This window comes from Acutalibacter sp. 1XD8-33 (assembly GCF_003612555.1).
Taxonomy (GTDB): domain Bacteria; phylum Bacillota; class Clostridia; order Oscillospirales; family Acutalibacteraceae; genus Acutalibacter.
Window position 1 is genome coordinate 220,971 of sequence record NZ_RAZF01000003.1, and the last position, 25,462, is coordinate 246,432.

18 protein-coding genes are annotated in these 25,462 nt (G+C 58.5%); 1 reads left to right on the forward strand and 17 read right to left on the reverse strand.

What is annotated here, in order from left to right:
- Window positions 1-76 precede the first annotated feature (76 nt).
- From D7X94_RS04210 to rpoB, 9 genes are all read right to left on the reverse strand, one after another.
- Window positions 77-1,378, reverse strand: coding sequence for a hypothetical protein (locus D7X94_RS04210; protein WP_120426442.1), 1,302 nt, complete (start codon window positions 1,376-1,378; stop codon window positions 77-79).
- 479 nt (window positions 1,379-1,857) lie between these two features.
- Window positions 1,858-2,790, reverse strand: a complete 933-nt coding sequence (cysK, locus tag D7X94_RS04220) for a cysteine synthase A (RefSeq protein WP_120426444.1) — start codon at window positions 2,788-2,790, stop codon at window positions 1,858-1,860.
- A 29-nt stretch (window positions 2,791-2,819) separates the two neighbouring features.
- On the reverse strand, window positions 2,820-3,611 hold the full coding sequence (locus D7X94_RS04225) for a hypothetical protein (RefSeq protein WP_120426445.1): 792 nt from the start codon (window positions 3,609-3,611) through the stop codon (window positions 2,820-2,822).
- 548 nt (window positions 3,612-4,159) lie between these two features.
- Window positions 4,160-5,362: an elongation factor Tu gene (gene tuf, locus D7X94_RS04235; RefSeq protein WP_120426447.1), complete on the reverse strand. Its 1,203-nt coding sequence runs from the start codon at window positions 5,360-5,362 to the stop codon at window positions 4,160-4,162.
- Window positions 5,363-5,457: 95 nt separating this feature from the next.
- The gene (fusA, locus tag D7X94_RS04240; protein WP_120426448.1) at window positions 5,458-7,554 is read right to left on the reverse strand and encodes an elongation factor G; all 2,097 of its coding nucleotides are present in this window, start codon (window positions 7,552-7,554) and stop codon (window positions 5,458-5,460) included.
- Between the two features lie 69 nt (window positions 7,555-7,623).
- Window positions 7,624-8,094, reverse strand: a complete 471-nt coding sequence (gene rpsG / locus D7X94_RS04245) for a 30S ribosomal protein S7 (RefSeq protein WP_120426449.1) — start codon at window positions 8,092-8,094, stop codon at window positions 7,624-7,626.
- A 200-nt stretch (window positions 8,095-8,294) separates the two neighbouring features.
- Window positions 8,295-8,717 (reverse strand): 30S ribosomal protein S12, encoded by a 423-nt coding sequence (rpsL, locus tag D7X94_RS04250; protein ID WP_120426450.1) that lies wholly within the window; start codon window positions 8,715-8,717, stop codon window positions 8,295-8,297.
- A 322-nt stretch (window positions 8,718-9,039) separates the two neighbouring features.
- Window positions 9,040-12,705: a DNA-directed RNA polymerase subunit beta' gene (rpoC, locus tag D7X94_RS04255; protein WP_120426451.1), complete on the reverse strand. Its 3,666-nt coding sequence runs from the start codon at window positions 12,703-12,705 to the stop codon at window positions 9,040-9,042.
- A gap of 280 nt (window positions 12,706-12,985) precedes the next feature.
- Window positions 12,986-16,717 (reverse strand): DNA-directed RNA polymerase subunit beta, encoded by a 3,732-nt coding sequence (gene rpoB / locus D7X94_RS04260; protein ID WP_120426452.1) that lies wholly within the window; start codon window positions 16,715-16,717, stop codon window positions 12,986-12,988.
- Window positions 16,718-17,010: 293 nt separating this feature from the next.
- Between rpoB and D7X94_RS04265 the strand changes: the two genes are divergently transcribed.
- Window positions 17,011-17,547 carry a GNAT family N-acetyltransferase gene (locus D7X94_RS04265; RefSeq protein WP_120426453.1) on the forward strand — a complete coding sequence of 179 codons (537 nt, stop codon included), beginning with the start codon at window positions 17,011-17,013 and terminating at the stop codon, window positions 17,545-17,547.
- A gap of 110 nt (window positions 17,548-17,657) precedes the next feature.
- Here D7X94_RS04265 and D7X94_RS04270 read toward each other — a convergent pair whose 3' ends face one another.
- The 8 genes from D7X94_RS04270 to D7X94_RS04305 all read right to left on the reverse strand — a co-directional run bounded on the left by D7X94_RS04270 (window position 17,658) and on the right by D7X94_RS04305 (window position 25,143).
- Window positions 17,658-17,870 carry a DUF1062 domain-containing protein gene (locus tag D7X94_RS04270; protein WP_199714999.1) on the reverse strand — a complete coding sequence of 71 codons (213 nt, stop codon included), beginning with the start codon at window positions 17,868-17,870 and terminating at the stop codon, window positions 17,658-17,660.
- A gap of 493 nt (window positions 17,871-18,363) precedes the next feature.
- A complete protein-coding gene (locus tag D7X94_RS04275; protein ID WP_120426455.1) occupies window positions 18,364-18,807 on the reverse strand; it encodes an RrF2 family transcriptional regulator in 444 nt (147 codons plus the stop codon).
- 12 nt (window positions 18,808-18,819) lie between these two features.
- Complete coding sequence (locus D7X94_RS04280; RefSeq protein WP_120426456.1) at window positions 18,820-19,080, reverse strand: hypothetical protein; 261 nt, start codon at window positions 19,078-19,080, stop codon at window positions 18,820-18,822.
- Between the two features lie 104 nt (window positions 19,081-19,184).
- On the reverse strand, window positions 19,185-19,436 hold the full coding sequence (locus D7X94_RS04285) for a hypothetical protein (protein ID WP_147401655.1): 252 nt from the start codon (window positions 19,434-19,436) through the stop codon (window positions 19,185-19,187).
- 31 nt (window positions 19,437-19,467) lie between these two features.
- On the reverse strand, window positions 19,468-20,553 hold the full coding sequence (gene rpoD, locus D7X94_RS04290; protein ID WP_120426458.1) for an RNA polymerase sigma factor RpoD: 1,086 nt from the start codon (window positions 20,551-20,553) through the stop codon (window positions 19,468-19,470).
- Window positions 20,554-21,036: 483 nt separating this feature from the next.
- Entirely contained in the window at window positions 21,037-22,800 is a 1,764-nt protein-coding gene (gene dnaG, locus D7X94_RS04295; RefSeq protein WP_120426459.1) for a DNA primase, read from the reverse strand.
- Between the two features lie 628 nt (window positions 22,801-23,428).
- Window positions 23,429-24,424, reverse strand: coding sequence for a deoxyguanosinetriphosphate triphosphohydrolase (locus D7X94_RS04300; RefSeq protein ID WP_120426460.1), 996 nt, complete (start codon window positions 24,422-24,424; stop codon window positions 23,429-23,431).
- Window positions 24,425-24,516: 92 nt separating this feature from the next.
- A complete protein-coding gene (locus D7X94_RS04305) occupies window positions 24,517-25,143 on the reverse strand; it encodes a YigZ family protein (protein ID WP_120426461.1) in 627 nt (208 codons plus the stop codon).
- Between the last annotated feature and the right edge of the window lie 319 nt (window positions 25,144-25,462).

A 25,462-nucleotide genomic window follows, 5' to 3' on the forward strand; every position in this document is an offset into this window, starting at 1 on the left:
GCCTTAGTAGCGTCCCACGATCTTGCCGTAGCCGCGCCCTTTGCCTTTTGCGGCGGAGGCCATCACATACTCCACCTTAAAAGCGCAGCAAAGCCCGAATGATGACCTCTTCGCCGGTACAGGATACGGTCAGGCTGCCGCTGTGGGCCAAAACGATTTCCGCAGCATTATCCAGTCCCCGCAGCTCCGTGTCCTCCGGGGCGGGGTCATCTAGCAGCCAGGCCAGCAGATCGGTAAACTTCTTCCCCTTTGGGGAAAACCTCTCCTTTTCCGGCAGGGTTCCGGTAAAAACCACCTCCAGGCGCAGGGAATCTTCCCCTGGTATGGCCGTGAACCGCAGGCGGCGCTTGCCCTCATAAGAGGCGGCGTCCTGGCATGCCCGGCTGAGCAGCTCGTTTATGAGGACACACAGCTCCGAAGTTTTGATAGGGCATTCGGCGGAGGACGCATTGCATTCAAAGTCAATCTCGTTTTGAAAGGCATAGGCCGCTTTTGTGGCAATCACGCCGTTGAGATAGGGGTTTTCATGATAATTGGCCAAAATAGGATTGTGCTGGGCGTTACGCTTGGTCATACGGATGTAAACCGAAATCTTTTCCATCTGATCCTCCCGCAAGAGCTGATCAATGGTATCCAGCGCGTATTCCCCGCTTTTTTGAGCGGCACGCACTTCCCGCACAGCGGCCAGCATATCCAAAAAATCCCCAGACTCCATCGCCAGCATCCGCTCGTGGGCAGCCTGCTTGGTAATCTGGGCCTGCCAGCGCCCAGCCTGATAGATGCTACGGAAACAAAAAATCAGCACGCAATAAACCGCCACAGCCAGGAACAGCCGCCGGTTTGGAGTGAGAATCCCCAAAAAACGGTCCAGCTTGCCTAAGCAGAGCAGATACTGGACAGAGGAAAGCACCAGCATCCCCCCCAGAAAAAGGGAGGGCCCCCGTTGACTGAAGCGCTGAAGCGGCCTGTAAAGGCACATCCCTGTCAACAGATAGAGAAGCAGCACAGCCAATATTGACAATACGCCGCCCATCGCCCCGGCGGTAGAAAACGGCAAAACTCCCAGCAGCAGAGGGACAAACAGGAGGCAGAATGAGTAGTTTGCCACACAGAGCATGGCCACAAAAAACTTTTGCAGAAGATTATTGGTGTGGATAAAGATGGATGCCGCAAAAAACAGACCGGCCCCCAGCCAACAGGGAACCTGCTGGGAGAGCTCCGGCCCCTTTGCCATGCCCTTGGCAAGAGAGGCCGCCACCAGGGACAGTATGTATACCCCGGCCATAACGGCAACAGTGGTCCAGATCCGGTAGCGGTCCTGCAAAAGGGTGATAAAGAATCCCGCCATGCAGAAAAAGATAACCGGGAAATAGATCATGGTAGACACTCTCCTTCTTGGAGTCTGGTTATAGTCACTCAGCTTGAATTTTCGCCTAGCATTGATGATATGGGCCAGGATTTCATGCTTGGAAAACAAAATGGCTGTGGGAGGTGCAACGCCATGCCCACAACCTATTGTACCATACTTTTTGCAATAATACCAGACCCAATCCGGAATGGGGCGGTAAAATTCGCTCTTTTTTTGAGTAATAGAATGCCTCCATACGCACAAGACTTGGCAAAGCCAAGTCTGTCGCGCATTCCGGCAAGACCGTGGGACTATGCGGACCGCACCTGCGCCAAACTTTTTGAAAAAAGTTTGGATCAAAAACTTTTACCCTGGTTAGCTGGATGCGTCAAAGCCAGCCAGGGTAAAGTTTTCGTCCACCTTTTTCAAAAGGTGACGGGGTTTTTAGGGGCAGAGCCCCTAAACTGCCAGAGGCCGTAAACTTCGTCCCCCAAACATCGCCCCAAGCCTTACTCCCCGAATATGCCGGTGGAGAGGTACCGGTCGCCCCCGTCCGGCAGCAGGGCCACAATGGTTTTTCCCTGATTCTCAGGAAGCAGCGCCATCTCCTTAGCCGCCCAAAGCGCCGCGCCAGAGGAAATTCCCACCAGGACTCCTTCCTGCCGCCCGCAAAGCCTGCTCATGGCAAAGGCATCCTCGCCGGTCACAGGGACCACCCGGTCCAGAAGGCTCTGGTCCAGAATCTCCGGCACAAAGTTCGCGCCAATGCCCTGCAGCGTATGGGGACCCGCCTGTCCGCCGCTGAGAAGGGGCGAAGAGGCCGGCTCCACCGCCACAATCTCCACGTCAGGCTTCCGATCTTTCAAATACCGGCCCACTCCCGTTATGGTGCCGCCGGTGCCCACTCCCGCCACAAAAATATCCACCCTGCCTTCTGTGTCCTCCCAGATCTCAGGCCCTGTAGAGGCAAAATGCGCGGCGGGGTTGGCCGGATTCCGGAACTGCCCGGGAATAAAACTGCCAGGAATTTTCCTTGCCAATTCCTCGGCTTTTTGGATGGCCCCGGCCATACCTGCCTCTCCCTGGGTGAGCACCAGCTCCGCCCCATAGGCCTGCATCAGCTGGCGGCGCTCCAGGCTCATGGTTTCCGGCATGACGATCACTACCCGGTAACCCCGAGCTGCCGCCACGCTGCACACCCCAATCCCCGTGTTGCCAGAAGTAGGCTCAATGATAACCGAACCGGACTTCAACAGGCCTCGGGACTCGGCGTCGTCCAGCATAGATTTTGCCGGCCGGTCTTTCACGCTGCCTGCCGGATTCAGATACTCCAACTTTCCCAGGAGACGGCCTCTAAGGCCCAGATGCTGTTCCAGCCTGCTCAGCTCCAGAAGGGGAGTGCGGCCGATCAACTCTTCGGCCGAGGTATAAATTTTGCCCATGGAATCGCCCTCTCTATAATAAATTGTGGTTATGCCTGGATATGCCAGATAGGTAAGGCGGACTTTGCCTCCAAGCTGACCGCACTCCGGTAGGCGGCTGGCAGCGGCTCCCGAGCGGTTCTGGCCCGGTTGGCCCTGGCACGCTTTACCTTGCGTTCTTCCGGGGTTTCCGCCTTGGCCGCGTCTCTAACAAGCTCCTGGGCCTCTTCCTCCCACTCCAGATCCTCCTCCAAGCTGGGGCAGGCCTCCCTCTCCCTGCCGGCTTCCCGGGCATCCTGTTCCGCTTTGGTCTCTTCCGTCTGGGTAGGCAGCTTTTCGTAGTCTCCCCGGCGAACAAACTCCTGCATACTCTTCTCCAGGCGGTCACAGCGCTGCTTTTCCTCCATCATGATCTCCAATTTTTTCTGCTGCGGGATATTGGAGTTGTGTTCCACCGCTTTCACCTTAACCAAAGAAGAATTGAGATAGGTCATTCTCAGCCGCTGAGCCTCCTCCTGAGTTTTGCACCGTTTCAGCTTCTGCTCAAAAGCCCGTTGTTCCCGCTCAGAGGCCTCCAATTTAGCATAGGCCTCTGGATCCTTGACCTGAAGATAGCGTCGTTCCTCCGCTGTAAGGCTTCCTCCTGCCTCCAACTTCTGATGAATGGAGCGCAGCTGTTTATCTCCGCCCCCACCAGCTGCCTCTTCCTTGGACTGCGCCTCTCCCAGCCATTCCTCCAGGGGCTTGTGGCTGTTGAGCTCTCCCCTCTGCTGCTTTAGCTGAAACTGTGCCTGCATTTTCAGATTCTTCGTATAAGCATTCAAAGAACCAATCATCAGCATATCTTCTTTCCCCCTCTCTTAAACGAGACCTCGTTATATAAACCGAAAATGCCGTCTTTTTGTCCGGAAGCAACCAGTTTCTATAGTAAACGCACTTAAAAATCGGTATATACCGATTTTTAAGCTGGGCGGCTACGCCGCCTGGTTCAAAAGAGGTATTCTACCTCTTTTGAACTGCGTTAACTATATAAGAAATCCTCGTCAATCGCAATGATTGGCATAGTTAGCGCAGCTAACTATAGCGGTTCTTCTCCTTGAAACCGATCACTTCTGGTCAATCTTCCGTCATTCTCTCTATTCCCAAGCAAAACCTAACGTCAAAACACTTCAGAAGTATCAAACAAATGGGTTTTAGATTCCAAAAATCGCAAAGATTTTGCAATAGGAAAATCCTTTACATATAACCTATCGGCAATGGACAAAGGGAAATTAAGAACCTCGCCGGGTAGCCCACAGAAAAGTTTGCGGCTCTTGCCATTGCTGTCGTGTAACGCGAAAAGCGTAAAAGAAAAAAGGCTCCCCAAAGGGGAGCCTCTTGAAAGCGTCTCTTAGGAATTGATGGCGGTTACAACGCCGGATCCAACGGTACGGCCGCCCTCGCGGATAGCGAAGCGCAGGCCCTCCTCGATGGCGATAGGAGTAATCAGCTCAACGTCCATATCCACGTTGTCGCCGGGCATGCACATCTCGGTGCCCTCGGGCAGAGTGATAACGCCGGTCACATCGGTGGTACGGAAATAGAACTGGGGACGATAGTTGTTGAAGAAGGGGGTATGACGGCCACCCTCGTCCTTGGTCAGCACGTACACCTGTCCCTTGAACTTGGTGTGGGGATGGATGGAGCCGGGCTTGGCCAGCACCTGGCCGCGCTCGATCTCGTTGCGCTGCACGCCGCGGAGCAGAACGCCCACGTTGTCGCCGGCCTCAGCGTAATCCAAGGTCTTGCGGAACATCTCGATGCCGGTAACCACGGTCTTGCGGGTCTCCTCGGTCAGGCCCACCAGCTCGACCTCCTCGCTCATCTTCACCTGTCCGCGCTCCACACGGCCAGTGGCAACGGTGCCGCGGCCGGTGATGGTCATAACGTCCTCAACGGGCATCAGGAAGGGCAGGTCAGCCTTGCGCTCGGGGGTAGGGATATAGCTGTCAACCGCGTTCATCAGCTCCAGAATGGAAGCATACTCGGGGGCGTTGGGATCGGTGCTGCTGCTCTCCAGAGCCTGCAGGGCGGAACCCTTGATGAAGGGGATATCATCGCCGGGGAACTCGTACTCGCTGAGCATCTCGCGGACTTCCATCTCCACCAGCTCCAGCAGCTCGTCGTCGTCCACCTGATCCACCTTGTTCATATACACGACCATAGCAGGCACACCCACCTGACGGGCCAGCAGGATGTGCTCGCGGGTCTGGGGCATGGGGCCGTCGGCAGAGGAAACCACCAGGATCGCGCCGTCCATCTGCGCAGCGCCGGTGATCATGTTCTTCACGTAGTCGGCGTGGCCGGGGCAGTCCACATGGGCATAGTGGCGGGCGTCGGTCTGATACTCTACATGGGCGGTGTTGATGGTGATGCCGCGCTCGCGCTCCTCAGGAGCCTTATCGATGTTGGCATAATCCATGAAGTCGGCGTCGCCCTTCATCGCCAGCACCTTGGTGATGGCGGCGGTCAGGGTGGTCTTGCCATGGTCCACGTGGCCGATGGTTCCGATGTTTACATGGGGTTTGTTGCGTTCAAATTTTGCCTTAGCCATTGGGAAATTGCCTCCTTGCAATATAAAATATTCCTAGCTTTGCCTTGCTCTCATTTTACCAACAAAGCAGCAAAAAAGCAAGCTAAATTTATCATTTACTCAGACTTTTTACCTCGGTCGCTGATAATCTTCTCAGAAATGTTCTTGGGCACCTCCGCGTAGTGGGCGGGCTCCATGGTATACTGGCCACGCCCCTGAGTCTTGGAGCGCATGTCGGTGGCATAGCCGAACATCTCGGAAAGGGGAACTTCAGAGTTCACCTGCTGCGCGCCGGGCAGGGCGTCCATACCCAAAATCATGCCGCGTCGGGAGTTCAGATCGCCGATCACGTCGCCCATATACTCCTCGGGGGTGATGACGGTGACCTTCATAATGGGCTCCATCAGCACCGGGTCGGCCTTGCGCATGGCCTCTTTAAAGGCCATGGAGCCAGCAATCTTAAAGGCCATCTCAGAGGAGTCCACCTCGTGGTAAGAGCCGTCGTACAGGGTGACCTTTACGTCTACCACGTTGTACCCCGCCAGAACGCCAGAAAGCATGGCTCCCTGGATACCCTGGTCAACAGCAGGGATATACTCCTTGGGAATCGCGCCGCCCACCACTGCGTTGACAAACTCGTAGCCTTTGCCCGGATTGGGCTCAATGCGGATCTTGGCGTGGCCGTACTGACCCTTACCACCGGACTGTCTGGCATATTTGGTGTCGCTCTGGCTCTCCTTGCGGATGGTCTCCTTATAGGCCACCTGGGGCTTGCCTACGTTGGCCTCCACCTTGAACTCACGGAGCAGACGGTCCACGATGATTTCCAGATGGAGCTCGCCCATACCGGCGATAATGGTCTGGCCGGTCTCCTCATCGGTATACGCCTTAAAGGTGGGGTCCTCCTCCGCCAGCTTGGAGAGGGCGATGCCCATTTTCTCCTGGCCGGCCTTGGTCTTGGGCTCGATGGCCACCCGGATCACCGGGTCTGGGAACTCCATGGACTCCAGAATCACCGGGTGCTTTTCGTCGCACAGGGTGTCGCCGGTGGTGGTATTCTTCAGGCCCACGGCGGCGGCGATGTCTCCCGCGTACACCCGGTCGATGTCCTTGCGGTCGTTGGCGTGCATCTGCACAATGCGGCCCATGCGCTCGTTGTTGTCCTTCACGGAGTTGTAGACCGTGGCGCCGGCCTCCACAGAACCGGAATAGACCCGGAAGAAGCACAGCTTACCCACGTAGGGGTCCGTGGCGATCTTGAATGCCAGGGCAGAGAAGGGCTCCTCGTCAGAGGAATGCCGGACCTCCTCCTCCTCGGTGTCGGGGTTGGTGCCCTTGATGGCGGGCACGTCGGTGGGGGCGGGCATATAGTCCACGATAGCGTCCAGCAGCTTCTGCACACCCTTGTTCCGGTAGGAAGTGCCACAGGTGACAGGCACCATGTGGTTGGCAATGGTGGCCTTGCGAATGCAGGCCTTGATCTCCTCTTCGGAGATCTCCTCTCCCTCCAGATACTTCTCCATCAGGGCATCATCCAGCTCAGCCACATGCTCCACCATCTCGCTGTGATACTTCTCGCAGAGCTCCTTCATATCCTCGGGGATTTCCTCCTCGCGGATATCCTTGCCCAGATCGTCATAGTAGACATAGGCCTTCATCTTCACCAGGTCTACCAGGCCTTTGAAGGAATCCTCCGCGCCAATAGGCAGCTGGATGGGCACCGCGTTGCACTTGAGGCGGTCTTTCATCATCTGGACCACACGGTAGAAGTCCGCGCCCATAATGTCCATCTTATTCACATACGCCATGCGGGGAACCTTATATTCGTCCGCCTGACGCCATACGGTTTCAGACTGGGGCTCCACGCCGCCCTTGGCGCAGAACACGGTGACAGACCCGTCCAGCACGCGCAGAGAGCGCTGTACCTCTACGGTGAAATCCACGTGGCCGGGGGTATCGATAATGTTGATACGGTTCTGCTTGCCGTTACGGTCCGGCCAAAAACAGGTGGTGGCAGCGGAAGTGATGGTGATGCCGCGCTCCTGTTCCTGGGCCATCCAGTCCATTGTGGCGGCACCCTCATGGGTTTCGCCTATTTTATAGTTGACGCCTGTATAAAACAGGATGCGCTCTGTCGTCGTGGTTTTACCAGCATCAATATGGGCCATGATGCCGATATTTCTAGTCAATTCTAGTGGTACCTGTCTGGCCATAGATACGTTGTTTCCTCCTTAAATTCCAGACAGCGGCATGATCTTCCCGCTATCTGCAGTGTGCGCACTTTACCAGCGGTAATGTGCGAAAGCCCGGTTGGCCTCTGCCATTCTGTGGGTATCGTCCCGCTTCTTGGCCGCGCCGCCGTTGCCGTTGATGGCGTCCAGGATCTCCCCGGCCAGCCGCTCGCGCATCGTGCGCTCGTTGCGGGTGCGGGCAAAGCTGGTCATCCACCGCAGGCCCAGGGTCTGCCGGCGCTCGGGACGCACCTCCATGGGCACCTGATAAGTGGAACCGCCCACGCGGCGGGACTTACACTCCAGGCTGGGCATTACGTTCTCCATAGCCTGCTCAAAAACCTCCAGGGGCTCCTTGCCGGTCTTTTCCTGGACGATCTCGAAAGCGCCGTAAACGATCTTCTGGGCCACGCCCTTCTTGCCGTCCAGCATTACGCTGTTAATCAGCCGGGTAACCAGCTTGGAGTTGTACAAGGGGTCCGGCAAAACGTCGCGCTTTGCCACATTGCCTCTTCTTGGCATACTCTTCCCTCCTTCATAGAATGAATTCATCGGTACTCGAAAGCCTTTGGCTTCCGATCAGCTAATAGGCAATTTACCAAGACCCCGATGGGTTCTGTTGTCGGAAAGACCCGCAGCCTCTTTGGGCTTTCACGCGGCCTTCCCGCAAGCATTCCCTGAGAATCTATATAAATCAAGCCAAATAGCTTAGAAAATTCTTTTTACTTCTTGCCGGCTTTGGGCCGTTTCGCGCCGTACTTGGAACGGGCCTGCATCCGCTTGGCAACACCCTGGGTATCCAGAACGCCGCGGATGATGTGGTAGCGCACGCCGGGCAGGTCGCGCACACGGCCGCCCCGGATCATTACCACGCTGTGCTCCTGCAGATTGTGGCCTACGCCAGGGATATAGCAGAGCACTTCCACCCCGTTGGAAAGACGAACGCGGGCGATCTTCCGCAGAGCGGAGTTGGGCTTTTTGGGTGTACGGGTGGTCACCGTGGTACATACGCCCCGCTTCTGGGGAGAATCCTGGTCGATGGCCGCGCGCTTTTTAGAGTTCCACCCCTTCAAAAGCGCGGGGGACTTGGACTTCTTCACAACGTCAGACCTGCCTGCTTTTACCAACTGGTTAAAGGTTGGCATACAGCTGCACCTCCTTCTTTTTCTAAGATATCTATGCGAAGCGGACTTGCCCGCTTTACGCCTTTTTGGGGATTTTTTGAGAGTGATACGGTGTGGCCTCCGAACGCACAGAGACGCGTTCTCCGGCAAGGTCTTGGGGCTTTGCCCCAAACCCCACCAAGGGCCTAACGCCCCTGAACCGCCGGAGGCCTTCCAGTACTCATAAACACGCGCCCAAAGGCCATCATCACTCTCACAAATCATAGATTTGGCACTATCTACGGATTATAACACCAATCCTCTGTATCTGTCAAGGTTTTTCCTGTGTTTGTTGTGAAAACTCTTACACGACCTCTGGCTCGGGCCGGTCGTCCGGAACAGCTTCCTCTCCGGGGAGGAAATCCTCATCCTCGCCGTCCTCATCCTCAAAGCCCTCCAGGGGCTCTTCTTGGGGGGCGGCCTCCGTATAGACCACGGGGGCGGCGGGCTCTTCCGGGACGGTGGATTCCACCTCGACCTCGCTGTAGCACTTTAGACCCGTGCCTGCGGGCACCAGCTTGCCGATAATAACATTCTCTTTCAAGCCTACCAAGGAGTCCACCTTGCCCTTGATGGCCGCGTCGGTGAGCACCCGGGTGGTTTCCTGGAAGGAGGCCGCCGACATAAAGGAATCCGTGGCCAGAGACGCCTTAGTGATACCCAGCAGAATGGGCGTAAAGACGGCCTCTCGCAGCTGCGTCTCCCCCAGAGCAATGCGCCGGCGAATCTCCTCGTTGGCGGAGAGCACCTCGTTTTTATCCGTGAGAGTACCCACCATCAGGCCCGTGTCTCCAGCGTCGTCCACCCGGACTTTCCGCAGCATCTGCCGCACGATAATCTCGATATGCTTGTCGTTGATATCCACGCCCTGCATCCGGTAGGTGCGCTGTACCTCCTGAATCAGGTAATTCTGCACCTCCTGCACGCCGCTGATAGCCAGCACGTCATGAGGAGACACAGAGCCCTCGGTGAGATACTTGCCCCGTTTGATATACTCCCCTTCCTTCACGGTCACCCGGGATCCAAAGGGGATCAGATAGGACCGGGAATCCCCGGTTTCATCGTTGGTCACTACAATATGCCGGTTCTTTTTGATCTCCTCAAAGGTGACCTTGCCGTCCAGCTCGTTGATAATGGCCACGTGCTTGGGCTTGCGGCCCTCGAAGAGCTCGTCAATGCGGGGAAGACCCTGGGTGATATCCTCGGCGCTGGCCACGCCGCCGGTGTGGAAAGTACGCATGGTTAGCTGCGTACCGGGCTCGCCGATGGACTGGGCCGCAATGATGCCCACCGCCTCGCCTACCTGCACTGGCTTGCCGGTGGCCAGAGAAGCGCCATAGCAGCGCTTGCACACGCCGTTGTGGGCCCGGCAGTTCAGCACGGAACGGATCGTGATGCGCTCCGTCCCCCGGTCGATGATTGTGTCCGCGTCCTGATCGTCCATGAGTTTATCCCGGGAAACCAGAACCGTGCCGTCCTCATCGCAGAAGTCCTCTGCCAGATAGCGGCCCACCAAGCGCTCCTTCAGGGGCTCGATGGATTCCGGGCCAGACTTGATCTCAAACACCTCGATGCCCTCATGGGTGCCGCAGTCCTCCTCCCGGATCACCACTTCCTGGGAGACATCCACCAGGCGGCGGGTCAGATATCCAGAGTCGGCTGTCCGCAGAGCGGTATCTGTAGTACCCTTTCTGGCCCCTCGGGAGGAGATGAAGTACTCCAGCACGTTCAGGCCCTCCCGGTAGTTGGACTTGATGGGGATCTCGATGGTCTTGCCTGCGGTATTAGAGATGTTGCCCCGCATCCCGGCCAGCTGGTTCAGGTTGGAGATGCTGCCACGGGCGCCGGAGTCCGCCATCATATAGATGGGATTGTACCGGTCCAGACCCTTTTGCAGAGCAGAGGCCACATCCCTTGTGCATTTGTCCCAGACCTTCAGCACCGCTTCATAGCGCTCCCGCTCAGAGAGGAAGCCCTCGCTGTACTCGCTGGCGATCTCGTTGACCTCTTCTTGGGCGCTGGCCACCAGCTGCTGCTTGTCAGCGGGAATGGTGGCGTCGCACACAGCCACCGTAATACCGCTAATGGTGGAATACCGGTATCCTTGGGCTTTGATCTCGTCTAGCACCTCGGCGGAACGCTCCGTACCGTGGACCTTGATGCAGCGCTCGATGATCTTCTTCAGCTGCTTGGAGCCTACCAGGAAGTCCACCTCAAACTGCAAAGCGCCCTCTGGGGTGGAGCGGTCTACATAGCCCAGGTCCTGGGGAATGGGCCGGTTGAAGATCATCCTGCCCATGGTAGTCTCCACCAAACCGGTAACCTGCTCGCCATTAAGCTCCACCGTGCGACGCACCCGGATTTTCGCGTGCAGACTGATCACCTTGGCGTCATAGGCCATCATGGCCTCGTCCATATTCCGGAACACCTTGCCCTCTCCAATCTCCCCCTCCTTGTCCAGAGTGAGGTAATAGGAGCCCAGCACCATGTCCTGAGTGGGCACGGTAACCGGCTTGCCGTCCGAGGGCTTCAAGAGGTTGTTGGCAGCCAGCATCAGGAACCGGGCCTCTGCCTGGGCCTCGGCGGAGAGGGGGACGTGCACGGCCATCTGATCCCCGTCAAAGTCCGCGTTATAGGCGGTACACACCAAGGGGTGGAGCTTCAAGGCCCGGCCCTCCACCAGCACGGGCTCGAAAGCCTGGATACCCAGACGGTGCAGGGTGGGGGCCCGGTTCAGCAGCACGGGATGGTTTTTGATAACCACCTCGAGAGCGTCCCAGACCTCCCCCTTGGCCCGCTCCACAGACTTGCGGGCGGCCTTGATATTGCTCACCGCGCCGGTCTCCACCAGGCGCTTCATTACAAAAGGCTTGAACAGCTCCAGGGCCATCTCCTTGGGCAGGCCGCACTGGTACATTTTCAGTTCCGGGCCCACCACGATTACCGAACGGCCGGAGTAGTCCACCCGCTTGCCCAGCAGGTTCTGGCGGAAGCGCCCCTGTTTGCCCTTGAGCATGTCGGAAAGGGATTTCAGGGGCCGGTTGTTGGGGCCGGTGACGGGCCTGCCCCGCCGGCCGTTGTCAATCAAAGCGTCCACAGCCTCCTGAAGCATCCGTTTCTCGTTGCGCACAATAATATCCGGCGCGCCCAGCTCCAAAAGGCGCTTCAGACGGTTGTTCCGGTTGATCACCCGGCGGTACAAGTCGTTCAGATCACTGGTGGCGAAACGCCCGCCGTCCAGCTGAACCATGGGCCGGATATCCGGGGGGATCACCGGCACCACGTCCAGGATCATCCACTCGGGGCGGTTGCCGGACATCCGGAAGGACTCCACCACCTCCAGGCGCTTGAGAAGGCGCATCCGTTTCTGGCCGCTGGCGGCTTCCAGCTCTTCCCGCAGCTCCTTGCTGAGCTTCTCCGGGTCCAGCTCAGAGAGCAACTCCTTGATGGCCTCCGCACCCATGCTGGCCTTAAAGTCGTCCTCATATTTTTCCTTGAGATCCCGGTATTCCTTTTCTGTGAGGGTCTGCATTTTGGAGAGCTCCCGCACCTCCCCGGGGTCGGTGACAATGTAAAGGGCAAAGTACAGCACCTTTTCCAGAATTCGGGGAGACAGGTCCAAAATCAGTCCCATACGGCTGGGAATGCCTTTAAAGTACCAGATATGGGACACCGGGGCTGCCAGCTCGATGTGGCCCATGCGCTCCCGGCGCACCTTGCTGCGGGTGACCTCCACGCCGCAGCGGTCGCAGATCTTCCCCTTGTAGCGGATGCGCTTGTACTTGCCGCAGTGGCACTCCCAGTCCTTGGTGGGCCCGAAGATCCTCTCGCAGAACAGGCCGTCCCGCTCGGGCTTCAGGGTACGGTAGTTGATGGTTTCGGGCTTCTTCACCTCGCCGTGGGACCACTCCCGGATTTCCTCCGGCGAAGCCAAACCGATCTTTATAGACTCAAAAGTGTTGAATTCCATAGATACCCGATTTCCTTTCTCGCGAAGCTATATATAGAAGAGATATGCTGGAATGGCGTACGTTTTGGGACGATGTTTTGGCCTCCGGCGGTTTAGGGGGGGGGCTCACCTACCGGTTCGGTCGGCGACGGGAAATCGCCACTGGCGATTGTCGCCCCCTAAAAACCCCGCAACCTTTGAAAAGGGCGCTGGTCTCCAGTGGAGACCGTCAAGCGCTGACCGAACCGGCAGGTGAGACTGACGAAACTTTTACTTTGGGACCTCCGTTCTGGCTATCCTTCTAAAAATCGTCCTCGCCGCCCTCGTCGTCCAGGCCGAAGTCCTCGTCGTCCAGGCCGTCGCCGTCGTACTCGTCCTCTTCTTCGTCCTCCAGGGGCTCGCCGTCCTCATCCTCCTGGTAGTAGCCGTCCAGGTCATCGGCCACGTTCTCCTCGTCGAACACGTCGCCGCCCTTGTTCAGGCCGATATCGTCATCATCAAAGGTCTGCTTCAGGTCGATCTCCTGATTCTCCCCGTCCAGCACCTTCACGTCCAGGCCCAGGCTCTGGAGCTCCTTGATCAGCACCTTGAAGCTCTCGGGAATGCCCGGCGTGGGGATGTTCTGGCCCTTCACGATGGCCTCGTAGGTTTTCACACGGCCCACCACGTCGTCGGACTTCACCGTCAGGATCTCCTGCAGGGTGTAGGCCGCGCCGTAGGCCTCCAGGGCCCAGACCTCCATCTCGCCGAAGCGCTGCCCGCCGAACTGGGCCTTGCCGCCCAGAGGCTGCTGGGTAACCAGGGAGTAGGGACCGGTGCTCCGGGCGTGGATCTTGTCGTCCACCAGATGGTGGAGCTTCAGATAATACATATAGCCAACGGTAACCGGGTTGTCAAAATATTCGCCGGTACGGCCGTCCCGCAGGTAGAACTTGCCGTCCTCGTGCATGTTCCCCATGCGGAAGCACTCCCGGATGTCCGCCTCGTGGGCGCCGTCGAACACCGGGGTCATGATCTTCCAGCCCAGGGCGTGGGCCGCCATGCCCAGATGCACCTCCAGCACCTGGCCGATGTTCATGCGGCTGGGCACGCCCAGGGGGTTCAGCACAATATCCAGGGGGGTGCCGTCGGGCAGGAAGGGCATCTCCTCCTCCGGCAGAATCCGGGAAACCACGCCCTTGTTGCCGTGGCGGCCGGCCATCTTGTCGCCCACGGAGATCTTCCGCTTCTGGGCGATATAGCAGCGCACTACCTTGTTCACTCCGGGGGAAAGCTCGTCATGGCTGTTCTCCCGGGTGTACACCCGCACGTCCACCACCACGCCGTATTCGCCGTGGGGCACCCGTAGAGAGGTGTCCCGGACCTCCCGGGCCTTCTCGCCGAAGATGGCCCGCAGCAGCCGCTCCTCGGCGGTGAGCTCGGTCTCGCCCTTGGGGGTCACCTTGCCCACCAGGATGTCCCCTGCCCGCACGTCCGCGCCCACGCGGATGATGCCCCGGTCGTCCAGGTCGCTGAGCAGGTCGCCGCTGGCGTTGGGGATGTCCCTGGTGATCTCCTCGGGGCCCAGCTTGGTGTCCCGGGCCTCCATCTCGTACTCCTCGATGTGGATGGAGGTGTACACGTCGTCCCGCACGATCTTTTCGTTTAAGAGGACCGCGTCCTCATAGTTGTAGCCCTCCCAGGTCATAAAGCCGATGAGGGCGTTCTTGCCCAGGGCGATCTCGCCGTTCTTGATGCCGGGGCCGTCGGCGATGACGCTGCCCTCCTCCACCCGCTCGCCCACGTCCACCACGGGCACCTGATTGATGCAGGTGCTCTGGTTGGAGGGCATGAACTTGGTGACCTCGTAGTCGTCAATGTCCCCGTTGTCCGCGGTGACCCGCACCAGATTGGCGCTGACGGACTTCACAACGCCACCCCGCTTGGCCAGCACGCACACGCCGGAATCCACCCCGGCCTTATACTCCATGCCCGTGCCCACGATGGGGCTCTCCGTGCGCAGCAGGGGCACCGCCTGGCGCTGCATGTTGGAACCCATCAGGGCCCGGTTGGCGTCGTCGTTTTCCAGGAAGGGAATGCAGGCTGTGGCCACGGAAACCATCATCCGGGGGGTGATGTCCATGTAGTCGGCCTTTCCGGCCTCCACTTCCACGAACTCGTCCCGGTAGCGGCCCACTACTCGTTTATGGACGAAATGGCCCTCCTCATCCAAAGGCTCATTGGCCTGAGCCACCACGAATTCGTCCTCCACGTCGGCGGTCATATAGGTCACTTCATCCGTCACCCGGCCGGTAGCCTTGTCCACCCGGCGGAAGGGTGCCTCGATGAAGCCGTACTCGTTGATCTTTGCGAAGGTGGCCAGATAGGAAATCAGGCCGATGTTGGGGCCTTCGGGAGTCTCGATGGGACACATGCGGCCATAGTGGGTGTAGTGCACGTCCCGCACCTCGAAGCTGGCCCGGTCCCGGGAAAGGCCGCCGGGACCCAGGGCGGAGAGCCGCCGCTTGTGGGTGAGCTCCGCCAGAGGGTTGGTCTGGTCCATAAACTGGCTAAGGGGCGAAGAGCCAAAGAACTCCTTGATAGCCGCCACCACCGGCCGGATGTTGATGAGGGAATGGGGGGTCAACTGCTCCAGGTCCGCAGCCTGGAGGGTCATGCGCTCTCGAATCACCCGTTCTAGGCGGGAGAAACCGATGCGGAACTGGTTCTGCAGCAGCTCGCCCACAGAACGGATCCGCCGGTTGCCCAGGTGATCGATGTCATCGGTAACGCCCAGGCCCACGGCCAGGCAGTTCATATAGTTGATAGAGGCGAAAATGTCCTCCACGGTGATGAAATTAGGGATCAACTCAGCTTTTCGGCTGCGCAGGGCGGTCTTCAGCTTCTGCTCATCCTCCCCGCACTCCTCCAAGATCTCCTGGAGCACCGGAAAGCTCACCCGCTCATTGATGCCGCATTTCAGCAGAGTCTCCTTGTCCAGATCCACATATTTCTGGATATCCACCATGCCGTTGGAGAGAATTTTTACGTCCTTGTCCTCCATGGTCACGGTCACCGAGGTCACGCCGGCATCGTCCATCTGTTCCGCCAGCTCCCGGTTCACGGTCACGCCCACATCCGCCAAAATTTCTCCGGTGGAGGGGTCCGCTACCGGCTGGGCCAGCGTCTGGCCGGTGAGGCGTTCCGCAAGGCGCAGTTTTTTATTGTATTTATACCGGCCCACCCGGGACAGATCATAGCGCCTGGGATCAAAAAACAGGCCGTTGATATGGGCTTGGGCACTTTCAATGGTAGGCGGCTCACTGGGCCGCAGCTTGCGGTAGATCTCGAACAGCGCCTCTTCCACCGTCTTGCAGGTATCCTTCTCCATGGTGGCCCGCATCCGGTCGTCGTCGCCAAACATGTCGAAAATCTGCTGGTCCGTGCCCAGCCCCAGGCAGCGGATGAACACCGTGATGGGAATTTTTCGGTTCTTATCAATGCGCACATAGAACACATCGTTCACGTCGTTCTCATATTCCAGCCAGGCGCCCCGGTTGGGGATGATGGTGGAGCTGTAAAGCTCTTTGCCGGAGCGGTCGTAGTCCATCTTAAAGTATACGCCGGGAGAGCGCACCAGCTGGGAGACGATCACCCGTTCCGCGCCGTTGATGACGAAAGTGCCACTCTGTGTCATCAGGGGGAAGTCCCCCATGAACACCTCGCTCTCCTTGATCTCGCCAGTCTCTTTGTTCAGCAGCCGGGCGGTCACCCGCAGGGCCGCCGCATAGGTCGCGTCCCGCTCTTTGCATTCGGTAACGCTGTAGTTGGGCGTGTCGTCCAGCTTATAGTCCACAAAGTCCAGAACAAGGTTGTTGTTAAAGTCGGTAATTCCCGACACGTCCTGAAAGACCTCGCGCAGTCCATCTTTCAGAAACCACTCATACGAGTTTTTTTGCACCTCAATCAGGTTGGGCATTTTCAGGACTTCCTCGATCTTGCCAAAGCTCATCCGTGTCGTTTTTCCCAACTGGACCGGTTTCACATTCACCATTAGGCACAGCCACTCCTATCTTTGAATTTCTTCGGCACTCGCTCCACCCATAAAAGTACACAAAAAAACAGTTTTTTCGCGCCTGCCTCTTGACTCCCCCAAAATCCTGTGGTATACTGTACACAGAGAAAAGGGCCTGCTTTTATAGATGATGATACAGTATATTATTGTAAACCACCTGTAAGGTATTGTCAAGCCCTGCCAACAAATTTTCTGTATATTTTTTGTGGATTTGGATAAAAGCCCCTGTACCGGAGCTTTTATTATTACGAAATTTTCGAGGAGGAGAGCCCATGGAATTCTCCATCGCCAAAGCCTGTGCTTCCAATCTGGAAGAAACCGGCGTCCTTTATGGCGCTGTCTGCGACAGTCTTGCGGACAAGCCCTATAACCCGGGCTGGCGGCGGGACGGCTTTCCCACTGCCGCCAACGCCAAAAAGTATCTGGAAACCGGTACACTGCTGCTGGCCCGGGCAAACGGTATACTGGCTGGTTCTGTAGCCTTTACCCCCAACCCCAGTGCTGAAGAAGAGGAGGATGGCTCGTTTCCCGTCCCGCCTCCCTCCACCGGTGCGGTCTGGTATATTCATGTTCTCGCTGTCCACCCTGATTTCCTTCGACAGGGCGTAGCCTCTCAACTGTTGGATGCCGCCGGAGAGCAGGCCCGCGCGGCCGGCGTTTCCGCTCTGCGGCTCTATGTGTGGGAGGGGAACACTGTGGCCATCCACGCCTACGAGAAAAATGGCTACCTGCCCATTCAGGCGGGTGTGGACATTGGCCTCGCGGAATTCGGTCTGGAGCGCTTCACCCTATACGAAAAGGCCCTGTAGACAAAAAACACCCGCCCCGGCATCTCGGAGCGGGTGTTTTTTGTCTGGGGTTTGAGGGCCGTGCTCGCTTCGCGGCGTAGGCTTCCGGCCCGAAGCCCAGTTCCGTATTCTCATTCCACCTGATATCCCCGGCTCTTAAAGAATCCTCGGTCGGCCGCGTATTCCCGGACCAGCTCCGGGTCGCTGTCCATCAACCGTTCATAGAGCTCCGGGCCCAACTTTTCCAGGGAAGCCCTCTCAAAGACCGGGACGTTCAGCGTGCGGCCGCAGGCTTCGCACCGGTAAATAAGCCAGACATCCAGCCTTCGTCCGTTGGCGTTCACTCGGAATTTTCCAGAACACTCAAATTTCTGTTTTCTGCCGCATCTTCCACAGCGGAAGATGATTCTATATGTTTTTCTTGTATTTGCATAGCCCATGGCGTCTTTCGAGAAAGCCTTTTGGCGGGTTCTCCGCCGGACGCGACGGCTATTGCAGAATATTCTTTTATTTCTCTTTCCTCACGTATGGATTTGCAATAGCCGCGCTATGCAAATCGCTGGGGTTCCCGTCCTCTGAAGACGCATCCCTCCTCTGTTTTTGATAGTATAGCATGTGTAGCCTCCGGTGGGAAGGGGCGTTGCCCCCTCATCCCACCACCTTTGAAAAGGTGGACGAAACTTTTACCCTAGTCAGCATTGACCACGCCAGCTGCTAGTGGCAGATACGCTGCGAACTGACCGAACCGGCAGGTGAGACTCGCGCAGGCCCAAATCTGGCCGTAAGGCGCGATCTGTGAGCCTGGAGGCTACACAGTATTTCTCCCCCGGCCCTTCTTCACTCGCAATCCGGCTCCGCCGGACCGCCGCTCTGGGCCCCCTCCCCCTGTCGCACTCCGCAAATCACGTCGAAGGTGTAGGATCCCAGCTCTTGGCGCACGGTAGAGCTGACCTTCTCATAGATGCTGTGCAATCCACAGTGCTCCCGACCGCAGCTGTACTCCTCTTTCTGACAGCGGCTGAGCATATAGGGACCCTCCACACTCTCGATCACCTCCAACAGGGTAATCTCCCCGGCGGGTCTTTCCAGGCTGTAGCCCCCCTTGGAGCCTTTATAGGAACACACCATGCCCGCCTGCACCAGTCCCCGGAGAATCTTCAGGCAAAAGCGCATGGGCACCTGCATGTTCTCCGAAATGGTCTTTGCGTCCCGGCGTCCGGGGTTCTTTGTGAGATATTCCACAATGCGGACCGCGTAATCCGCCTCTAAGGTCATTACCATAGCTTTTCACCGTTATCCATCCCGCTCGTCCCCCTTGATGTCCAGGTCCAGCCACTCTTTTTTGTAGTGCCAGATATCATACAGCGCCCAGCCCAGGGTATAGCCAGCGGCCATCACCGCCCCGGTGAGAAACCGCCCTCCCCCGCAGGCCCACACCACCATTTCCGTCAGGATTAGGTTTTTCATCAGTTCCAACACATAGTCAAAAGCCCGAGCCTTCAGATGCCTTTTCAGCCGGAAGCTCTTTTTCTCCTCCGCCGTAAACGCACCCATGGCGTCCGCCCCCTTTCTTCGGAAAATGCCCTGGCCTCCCCTACGGCCGGCTCTTCATAGCCCGCTTCACCCAAGAGAAGGCGTATTCATCCGCCCGCATACTCCTACTCCAACCCATCGTTTTCCTCCATGGCGATATGATTCAATACCTTGTCCTGATGTGCTTCAACGGCCAGTAAGAGTAACAGAGCCGCGAATACGGCTCCCGCCAAAAACAGCATGACGACAGCAAGCCGCTGCCAGCCTGCCGCCCAAAACAGAACGCCAGCCAAAAATAGTGCTCCGACGATTTTCATCATGATAAGTCCCGGCTCAAGCATATTCAGTTTGTGCTTATAGCGGTTCTCATAGCTCACATGCCTACGCTTCAATTCCTTGCCGCCCGCCTCAGTCCAGAAAATCCTTCAGCTTCTTGGAGCGGCTGGGGTGCCGGAGCTTTCTGAGGGCCTTAGCCTCGATCTGCCGGATGCGCTCCCGGGTCACGTTGAACTCCTTGCCCACCTCCTCCAAAGTCCGGGACCGGCCGTCCTCCAGGCCGAAGCGCAGGCGCAGCACCTTCTCCTCCCGTGGGGTCAGAGAGTCCAGCACATTGCCCAGGGTCTCCTTCAGAAGGGTATGGCTGGCGGCGTCCGCCGGGGCCGGGGCCTCGCCGTCCCGGATGAAGTCCCCCAGATGGCTGTCCTCCTCCTCGCCGATGGGCGACTCCATGGACACGGGCTCCTGGGCCACCCGCATGATCTCCCGCACCTTGTCCACAGGCATCTCCAGCTCCTCGGCGATCTCGTCGGCGCTGGGCTCCCGGCCGTTCACGTGGAGCAGCTGGTTGTTGGCCTTTTTCACCTTATTGATGGTCTCCACCATGTGCACGGGAATCCGGATGGTCCGGGCCTGGTCCGCGATGGCCCGGGTGATGGCCTGCCGGATCCACCAAGTGGCGTAGGTGGAAAACTTGAATCCCTTGGTATAGTCGAACTTCTCCACGGCCTTGATCAGGCCCAGGTTGCCCTCCTGGATCAGGTCCAGAAACTGCATCCCCCGGCCCAGATAGCGCTTGGCGATGCTCACCACCAGCCGCAGGTTGGCCTCGGAGAGGCGCTTTTTGGCGGCATCGTCCCCGTTGGTGATGCGCACGGCCAGCTCCACCTCCTCCTCGGGAGTGAGCAGGGGCACCCGGCCGATCTCCTTCAGGTAGACCTTCACCGGGTCGTCGATGGTGATGCCCTCGCCGCCCTCCAGGTCCGCCACCTCGCCGGTTTTCACCAGATCCACGTCGTCCAGCTGCATGTCGTCAAAGTCTTCCACGATCTCCACGCCCTGGTTTTCCAGGGTATCGTAGAATTTCTCAATCTGCTCCGGGTCGAAGTCCAGCTCGCCCAGGGCGTCCAGAATCTCCTTTGTGCTCAGCTGGCCCTTCCCTTTGCCGATCTCCACCAAGTCTTTAATGATCGTTTTCTTGTCCGGCTGTGCGCTCATTCCGCCACCATTCCTTTCTATTTTCCCCGTACTGGCTTAAGACCTTGGAGGCTCTGCCTCCAAATCTCCGCCATGGGGCCGAAACTTGGCAAAGCCAAGTTTTCCGCCCCTGGACCGCGCAATGTCACTCCTCATTTCATTCGTCGTGAACGTTTTATGCTATTTGACGAGCTAACCTAACAACCGTAAAAGTTTCGTAGACTTCGTGAAACGAAATCTTACCTTTCTCAAAGGTTGCGAGGTGTGGAGCAGAGCTCCACAGTCTTTCTCTTGACCTTAAACTCCTGAGAAAACAACGCAGGAGGGTAGCATAAACGTCCCGCGTTTTGCGTAGGGGCCCCACGTATGGGGCGCTGGTCTCCGGTGGAGACCGACCCGACCGAACCGGCAGGTGAGACCCCCTATCCCGGTTGCGGAGCAGACGGGAAGCCCTTGGGAGCGCGTCCAGCCATCTGCGTGCGCAGTATCCCAGCCAATTCGCCTTCACGCCTTCTTTTTCTTCAGGCCCTCAAGATAGGTTTTCATCTCTTCGTCACTGGTATTTTTAATCCATTCCGTGCCCGTGTGCCCGGCCTCGCTTTGAATGATCCCAATATACTCCTTCACGTCTCTTCCGGTGGGAGGGGCTTCCCTGCGCTGGGCCAGAATCCGGCTGAGCTCCCCCATCTCCTCCGGGGTCAGCTCCCCGGCAAAATCTGCCAGACCGGCCGCGCCAAGGTTAGTCTTGCCCAATATCGCCCGGTATACTCTGCGGTTCCACTCTGTCACGAATTTTTCCGGGGGCAGCAGCTTCTGCAAGGCCTCCGCCTTGTCCTGGTGCAGGAAGAGGTAGGCGATGACCCCCTCCTCCGCCAGGGCGGCCCGCATGTGGTCCTTCTTCTCCGGGTTGGCCCCCGGCCCGGCCCCGGCGATCTCCATCTGGGACCGCACCAGCTTCTTCTCCTCCTTGTGCCGCTCCCGCTTGGAGAGCCGCCCCACGGTCTCCAGGATCCGCCCCTTGTCCACGCCGGTCTCCTGAGAGAGCTTTCCCGCGTAGACGTCCTGCTCCATGGGGTCCCGCAGTTTTGAGAGCACCTGCTCCGCCGCGTCACCCAGATACCGCACCCGGCCCTCCTCCGTGGCAAGGTCATACCGGCCCCGCAATTTTTCCAGGCGGTACTCCACGTCCGTGCCGCCCCCCTCCAAAAGCTGCTTGAAGCGCAGAGGCCCGTCCTTTCCGTGGAGCTTCATGAACTCGTCCGGGTCCTTCCCCCCGGGCACGGTCACCACCTTCACCCGCAGGCCCGCGTCCTTCAGGATGGGGATCGCCCGCTGGGTGGCCTTCTGCCCGGCCTCGTCTGAATCATAGCAGATCACCGCCTCATCGGCGTAGCGCTTGATGATCCTGGCCTGCTCCTCGGTAAGGGACGTGCCCAGAGAGGCGATGGCGTTCTCGAAACCCGCCCGGTGCAGGGCGATCACGTCCATATAGCCCTCGGCCAGGATCAACTGGGAGCTGCCGGTGTTCTTGGCCAGATTCATGGCGAAGAGGCCGCTGCTTTTGTGATAGACCGGGGTGTCCGAGGTGTTGATGTACTTGGGCTTCTCGTCGGTGAGCACCCGGCCCCCGAAGGCCACCACGTTCCCCCGCAGGTCGAAGATGGGGAACATCACCCGGCCCTTATACCGGTCGTAGGGGTTGCCCCTCTGGGAGATCCGGGCCACGTCCGCCTGGGACATCTCCTCGTTAGAATAGCCCAGCTTTTTCAGGTGGTTCACCAGGGCAAAGCCCCCCTCCGGGGAATACCCCAGACCAAAGCGCTTGATGGTCCCGGGGTCCAGTCCCCTGCTCCGGAAATAGTCCAGCCCGGCCCGGCCCTCCGGGGAGACGAGGGTTCTATAGAAGAACCGCCCCGCCTCCCGGTTGATCTCTAGAATCCGCATCCGCAGGCGGCTCATACTGTCATCCTGGCCGTTTTCCGGCACCTGGATCCCCGCCTGCTGGGCCAGCCATTTCACGGCCTCCAGAAAATCCAGCCGCTCAATGTCCATCACAAAGTTGATCACCCCGCCGCCCTTGCCGCATCCAAAGCAGTAATAGGAGTTATTTCCCGGGTAAATATTGAAGGAGGGCGTCTTTTCGCTGTGGAACGGGCATAGGCCCACCAAGTTCTTGCCCCGGCGCTTTAAATTCATATACCGGGCCGCGATCTCCTCGATCCGGCTGCGGTCCTCCAGCTCTCGCAGAAATTCCGGCGGAAACGCCATCGGTTCTCCCCCCCCCCTCTCAGGTCGTGAGGGCTCTGCCCTCACACTCCCGCCACCTTTGAAAAGGTGGACGAAACTTTTACCCACTCCTCGCTTTGCTCGTCGTGAACGTTTTATAATGTTTCCACCTAGCCCCAACACATTGCGCGGTCCAAGACTTGGCGTAGCCAAGTCTCAGGCGTCTAGGCCCCTGGTAGGGTTTGGGGCAACGCCCCAAGGTCTTGCCCTTGACCTTAAACTCCTGAGGAGCGCAATTTTTGCGGGGTGAATTGGCGCGAAGTGCTCTCTTTTCGCCATTCTTGGCGTCATGCGCCCCGCGCCCAGCTTGGCAGGGTTTTCGCCGCACTTTTGCGTAGCAAAAGACAGCCATTTCACGGCTGGGGCGGAAACTCATGTCACACCGCGAAGCCTAGCCTGCTCATCTCGCCTTGCTTGGCGCGGTGTGCCGCGGGCCGAAAGCCATCCGCTCCCTCCAGGCCCTGTTCGCGCCATATTATATACCATTATGTATAGCGCGCACAAAGCTCCCGGCGAAGGGAAGGCCTCCCGCCCGCGAAGCAGGCCGGAACTCCCGGCGGATCCCCCTTCTGGGCCCTTCGCCGCGCGAAAGCCTCTCAAAAGAGCCTCCCTAATTATCCCAGGCCTTGGGGATGAACAGCTCCTTGTACTGGGCCACAGCGTAGCGGTCGCTCATGCCCGCCACAAAATCGCAGGCCGCTGTGTGCTCCCCCTCCCGCCGGGCAATCTCCCGCATATAGCCGGGAAGGTTCTCCTCCCGCCGGAAATGCCGGTAAAGGCTGTCGATAATGTGGGGCACCTTCTTCTCCTCGCTCTTGGCGTACTCGTTCCGGTACACCGCCTGGAACATGAAGTCATGGAGCTCCTGATAGGCCCGGTAGTCCTCCGGGTTCATGGCGATCTCCCTCTCCCGGCTGTTCTCCACCACCGAGGCGATCAACGCGGTGATCCGCTGGGTTTTGGAGTGTCCCAGCCGCCCGGTGAGATGCGGGGGGATGTCCTCCTCACGGAGCACCCCTGCCCGGATGGCGTCGTCGATGTCGTGGTTGATGTAGGCGATGTGGTCCGCCAGCCGCACGATCCGCCCCTCGGCGGTGGCGGCCTCCTGGCCCTCCGTGTGGCAGAGGATGCCGTCCCGCACTTCCCAGGAAAGGTTGAGACCCAGGCCCTCCTTCTCCAGCCTGTCCACCACCCGCAGGCTCTGCCGGTAGTGGCGGAAGCCCCCCGGAACCAGCTGGTCCAGGGCCCGCTCCCCCGCGTGGCCAAAAGGCGTGTGGCCCAGGTCATGGGCCAGGGCGATGGCCTCGGTCAGGTCCTCGTTCAGGCGCAGGGCCCGAGCGATGGTCCGGGCAATCTGGGATACCTCCAGGGTGTGGGTGAGCCGGGTGCGGTAGTGGTCCCCCTCCGGGGACAGAAACACCTGGGTCTTGTGCTTCAGCCTCCGGAAGGATTTGCAGTGGATCACCCGGTCCCGGTCCCGCTGAAAGGCCGTGCGCAGGGGGCACTCCTCCTCGGGGCGCTCCCTGCCCCGGCTGTCCGCCGCTTTTGTCGCCCAGGGAGCCAGGGTCCGTCGCTCCAGCTCTTCTGTCTGCTCTCTTACCGTCATACGGGCTCCCCCTTTTCAAGCCGTTTCAATTGTATATACGGCGTTTTCCGAAAAAATACTTTTCCTTTGGAAAAATTTTTCAAAAAACCTGATTACAGTTCAAAGGGATAGAATGCCCGGCCAATTTCCGCCAGCACCCCACGGCCTGCTGTGGCGTCAGCCAGACGCCGGGTCAATGCTTCCACTGCTTGGGACTCCAGATGCAGATTTAGTTTCACCTGGTCGGTAAAATCCGTACCATCCACCACGCCCCCACACTCCGGCACAAGCCCCTGAACCCGACCGTAGTGGTCGTATCCACAGGAGAGCTCCAGCAGCAGGCACTCCTTCATGCGCACCTTTTCCGCCGCGCCCAAGGCGATACTGGCAGTGTGGGAATAGGCCCGGATTAACCCGCCGCCTCCCAGGAGGATCCCGCCGAAATACCGGGTGGCAACCACCACCGCATCCACCACTCCCGCCTTTTTCAGCGTGTCGATCACCGGAATTCCCGCTGTACCCTGGGGTTCGCCGTCATCGGAAAACCGCTGCACGCCGCTATCTTGAAGAATATACGCATAGACATTGTGGGAGGCGTCCCAATACTCGCTTTTCTTCTGGGCCACAAAAGCCAGGGCCTCTTCCTCGGTTTTCACCGGTTTGCAGGAACCGATAAACCGGGATTTCTTTTCTATAAATTCCGCCGTGCCTTCCTGCCGCACCGTAATATACTCTGCCATCAAAAATCACCATGCGATACAGAGCTCGCGCAATAAAGAATGAGGCATCCGCTCTTTATGCCCGGTACCGCTCCTTTCGTTGTATTTTCTCCGGATTTCTCCTTTTTCCTGAAAGCAGGATCTTCCCCCTTCTACTAGCCCCGCGCGCCCCGCTTCGCGGGGCCTGCCGGACGGCAAAGCCGTCCGCCGCGGCGGCGCAGCCGCCGGCGCGGGGCGTTGGCATCAGACCAACCACAAAAAGACGGCGCTTTTACACGCCGTCCTTCCGTATCAGTTTTTCGCCGTATCTAAGCCGAATCCGGCAAACCTTTCCCTCTAA

Bases quoted from the DNA above. Each gene is read 5' to 3' on its own strand.
- D7X94_RS04280 (WP_120426456.1), bottom strand. From the start codon at position 19,080: ATGGGTGCGTTTACGGCGGAGGAGAAAAAGAGCTTCCGGCTGAAAAGG.
- D7X94_RS04300 (WP_120426460.1), bottom strand. From the start codon at position 24,424: ATGACGGTAAGAGAGCAGACAGAAGAGCTGGAGCGACGGACCCTGGCT.
- D7X94_RS04275 (WP_120426455.1), bottom strand. From the start codon at position 18,807: ATGGTAATGACCTTAGAGGCGGATTACGCGGTCCGCATTGTGGAATAT.
- rpsG (WP_120426449.1), bottom strand. From the start codon at position 8,094: ATGCCAAGAAGAGGCAATGTGGCAAAGCGCGACGTTTTGCCGGACCCC.
- D7X94_RS04265 (WP_120426453.1), top strand. From the start codon at position 17,011: ATGGAATTCTCCATCGCCAAAGCCTGTGCTTCCAATCTGGAAGAAACC.
- rpoC (WP_120426451.1), bottom strand. From the start codon at position 12,705: ATGGAATTCAACACTTTTGAGTCTATAAAGATCGGTTTGGCTTCGCCG.
- rpsL (WP_120426450.1), bottom strand. From the start codon at position 8,717: ATGCCAACCTTTAACCAGTTGGTAAAAGCAGGCAGGTCTGACGTTGTG.
- D7X94_RS04210 (WP_120426442.1), bottom strand. From the start codon at position 1,378: ATGATCTATTTCCCGGTTATCTTTTTCTGCATGGCGGGATTCTTTATC.
- cysK (WP_120426444.1), bottom strand. From the start codon at position 2,790: ATGGGCAAAATTTATACCTCGGCCGAAGAGTTGATCGGCCGCACTCCC.
- D7X94_RS04225 (WP_120426445.1), bottom strand. From the start codon at position 3,611: ATGCTGATGATTGGTTCTTTGAATGCTTATACGAAGAATCTGAAAATG.
- tuf (WP_120426447.1), bottom strand. From the start codon at position 5,362: ATGGCTAAGGCAAAATTTGAACGCAACAAACCCCATGTAAACATCGGA.
- D7X94_RS04305 (WP_120426461.1), bottom strand. From the start codon at position 25,143: ATGGCAGAGTATATTACGGTGCGGCAGGAAGGCACGGCGGAATTTATA.
- dnaG (WP_120426459.1), bottom strand. From the start codon at position 22,800: ATGGCGTTTCCGCCGGAATTTCTGCGAGAGCTGGAGGACCGCAGCCGG.
- rpoB (WP_120426452.1), bottom strand. From the start codon at position 16,717: ATGGTGAATGTGAAACCGGTCCAGTTGGGAAAAACGACACGGATGAGC.
- rpoD (WP_120426458.1), bottom strand. From the start codon at position 20,553: ATGAGCGCACAGCCGGACAAGAAAACGATCATTAAAGACTTGGTGGAG.
- fusA (WP_120426448.1), bottom strand. From the start codon at position 7,554: ATGGCCAGACAGGTACCACTAGAATTGACTAGAAATATCGGCATCATG.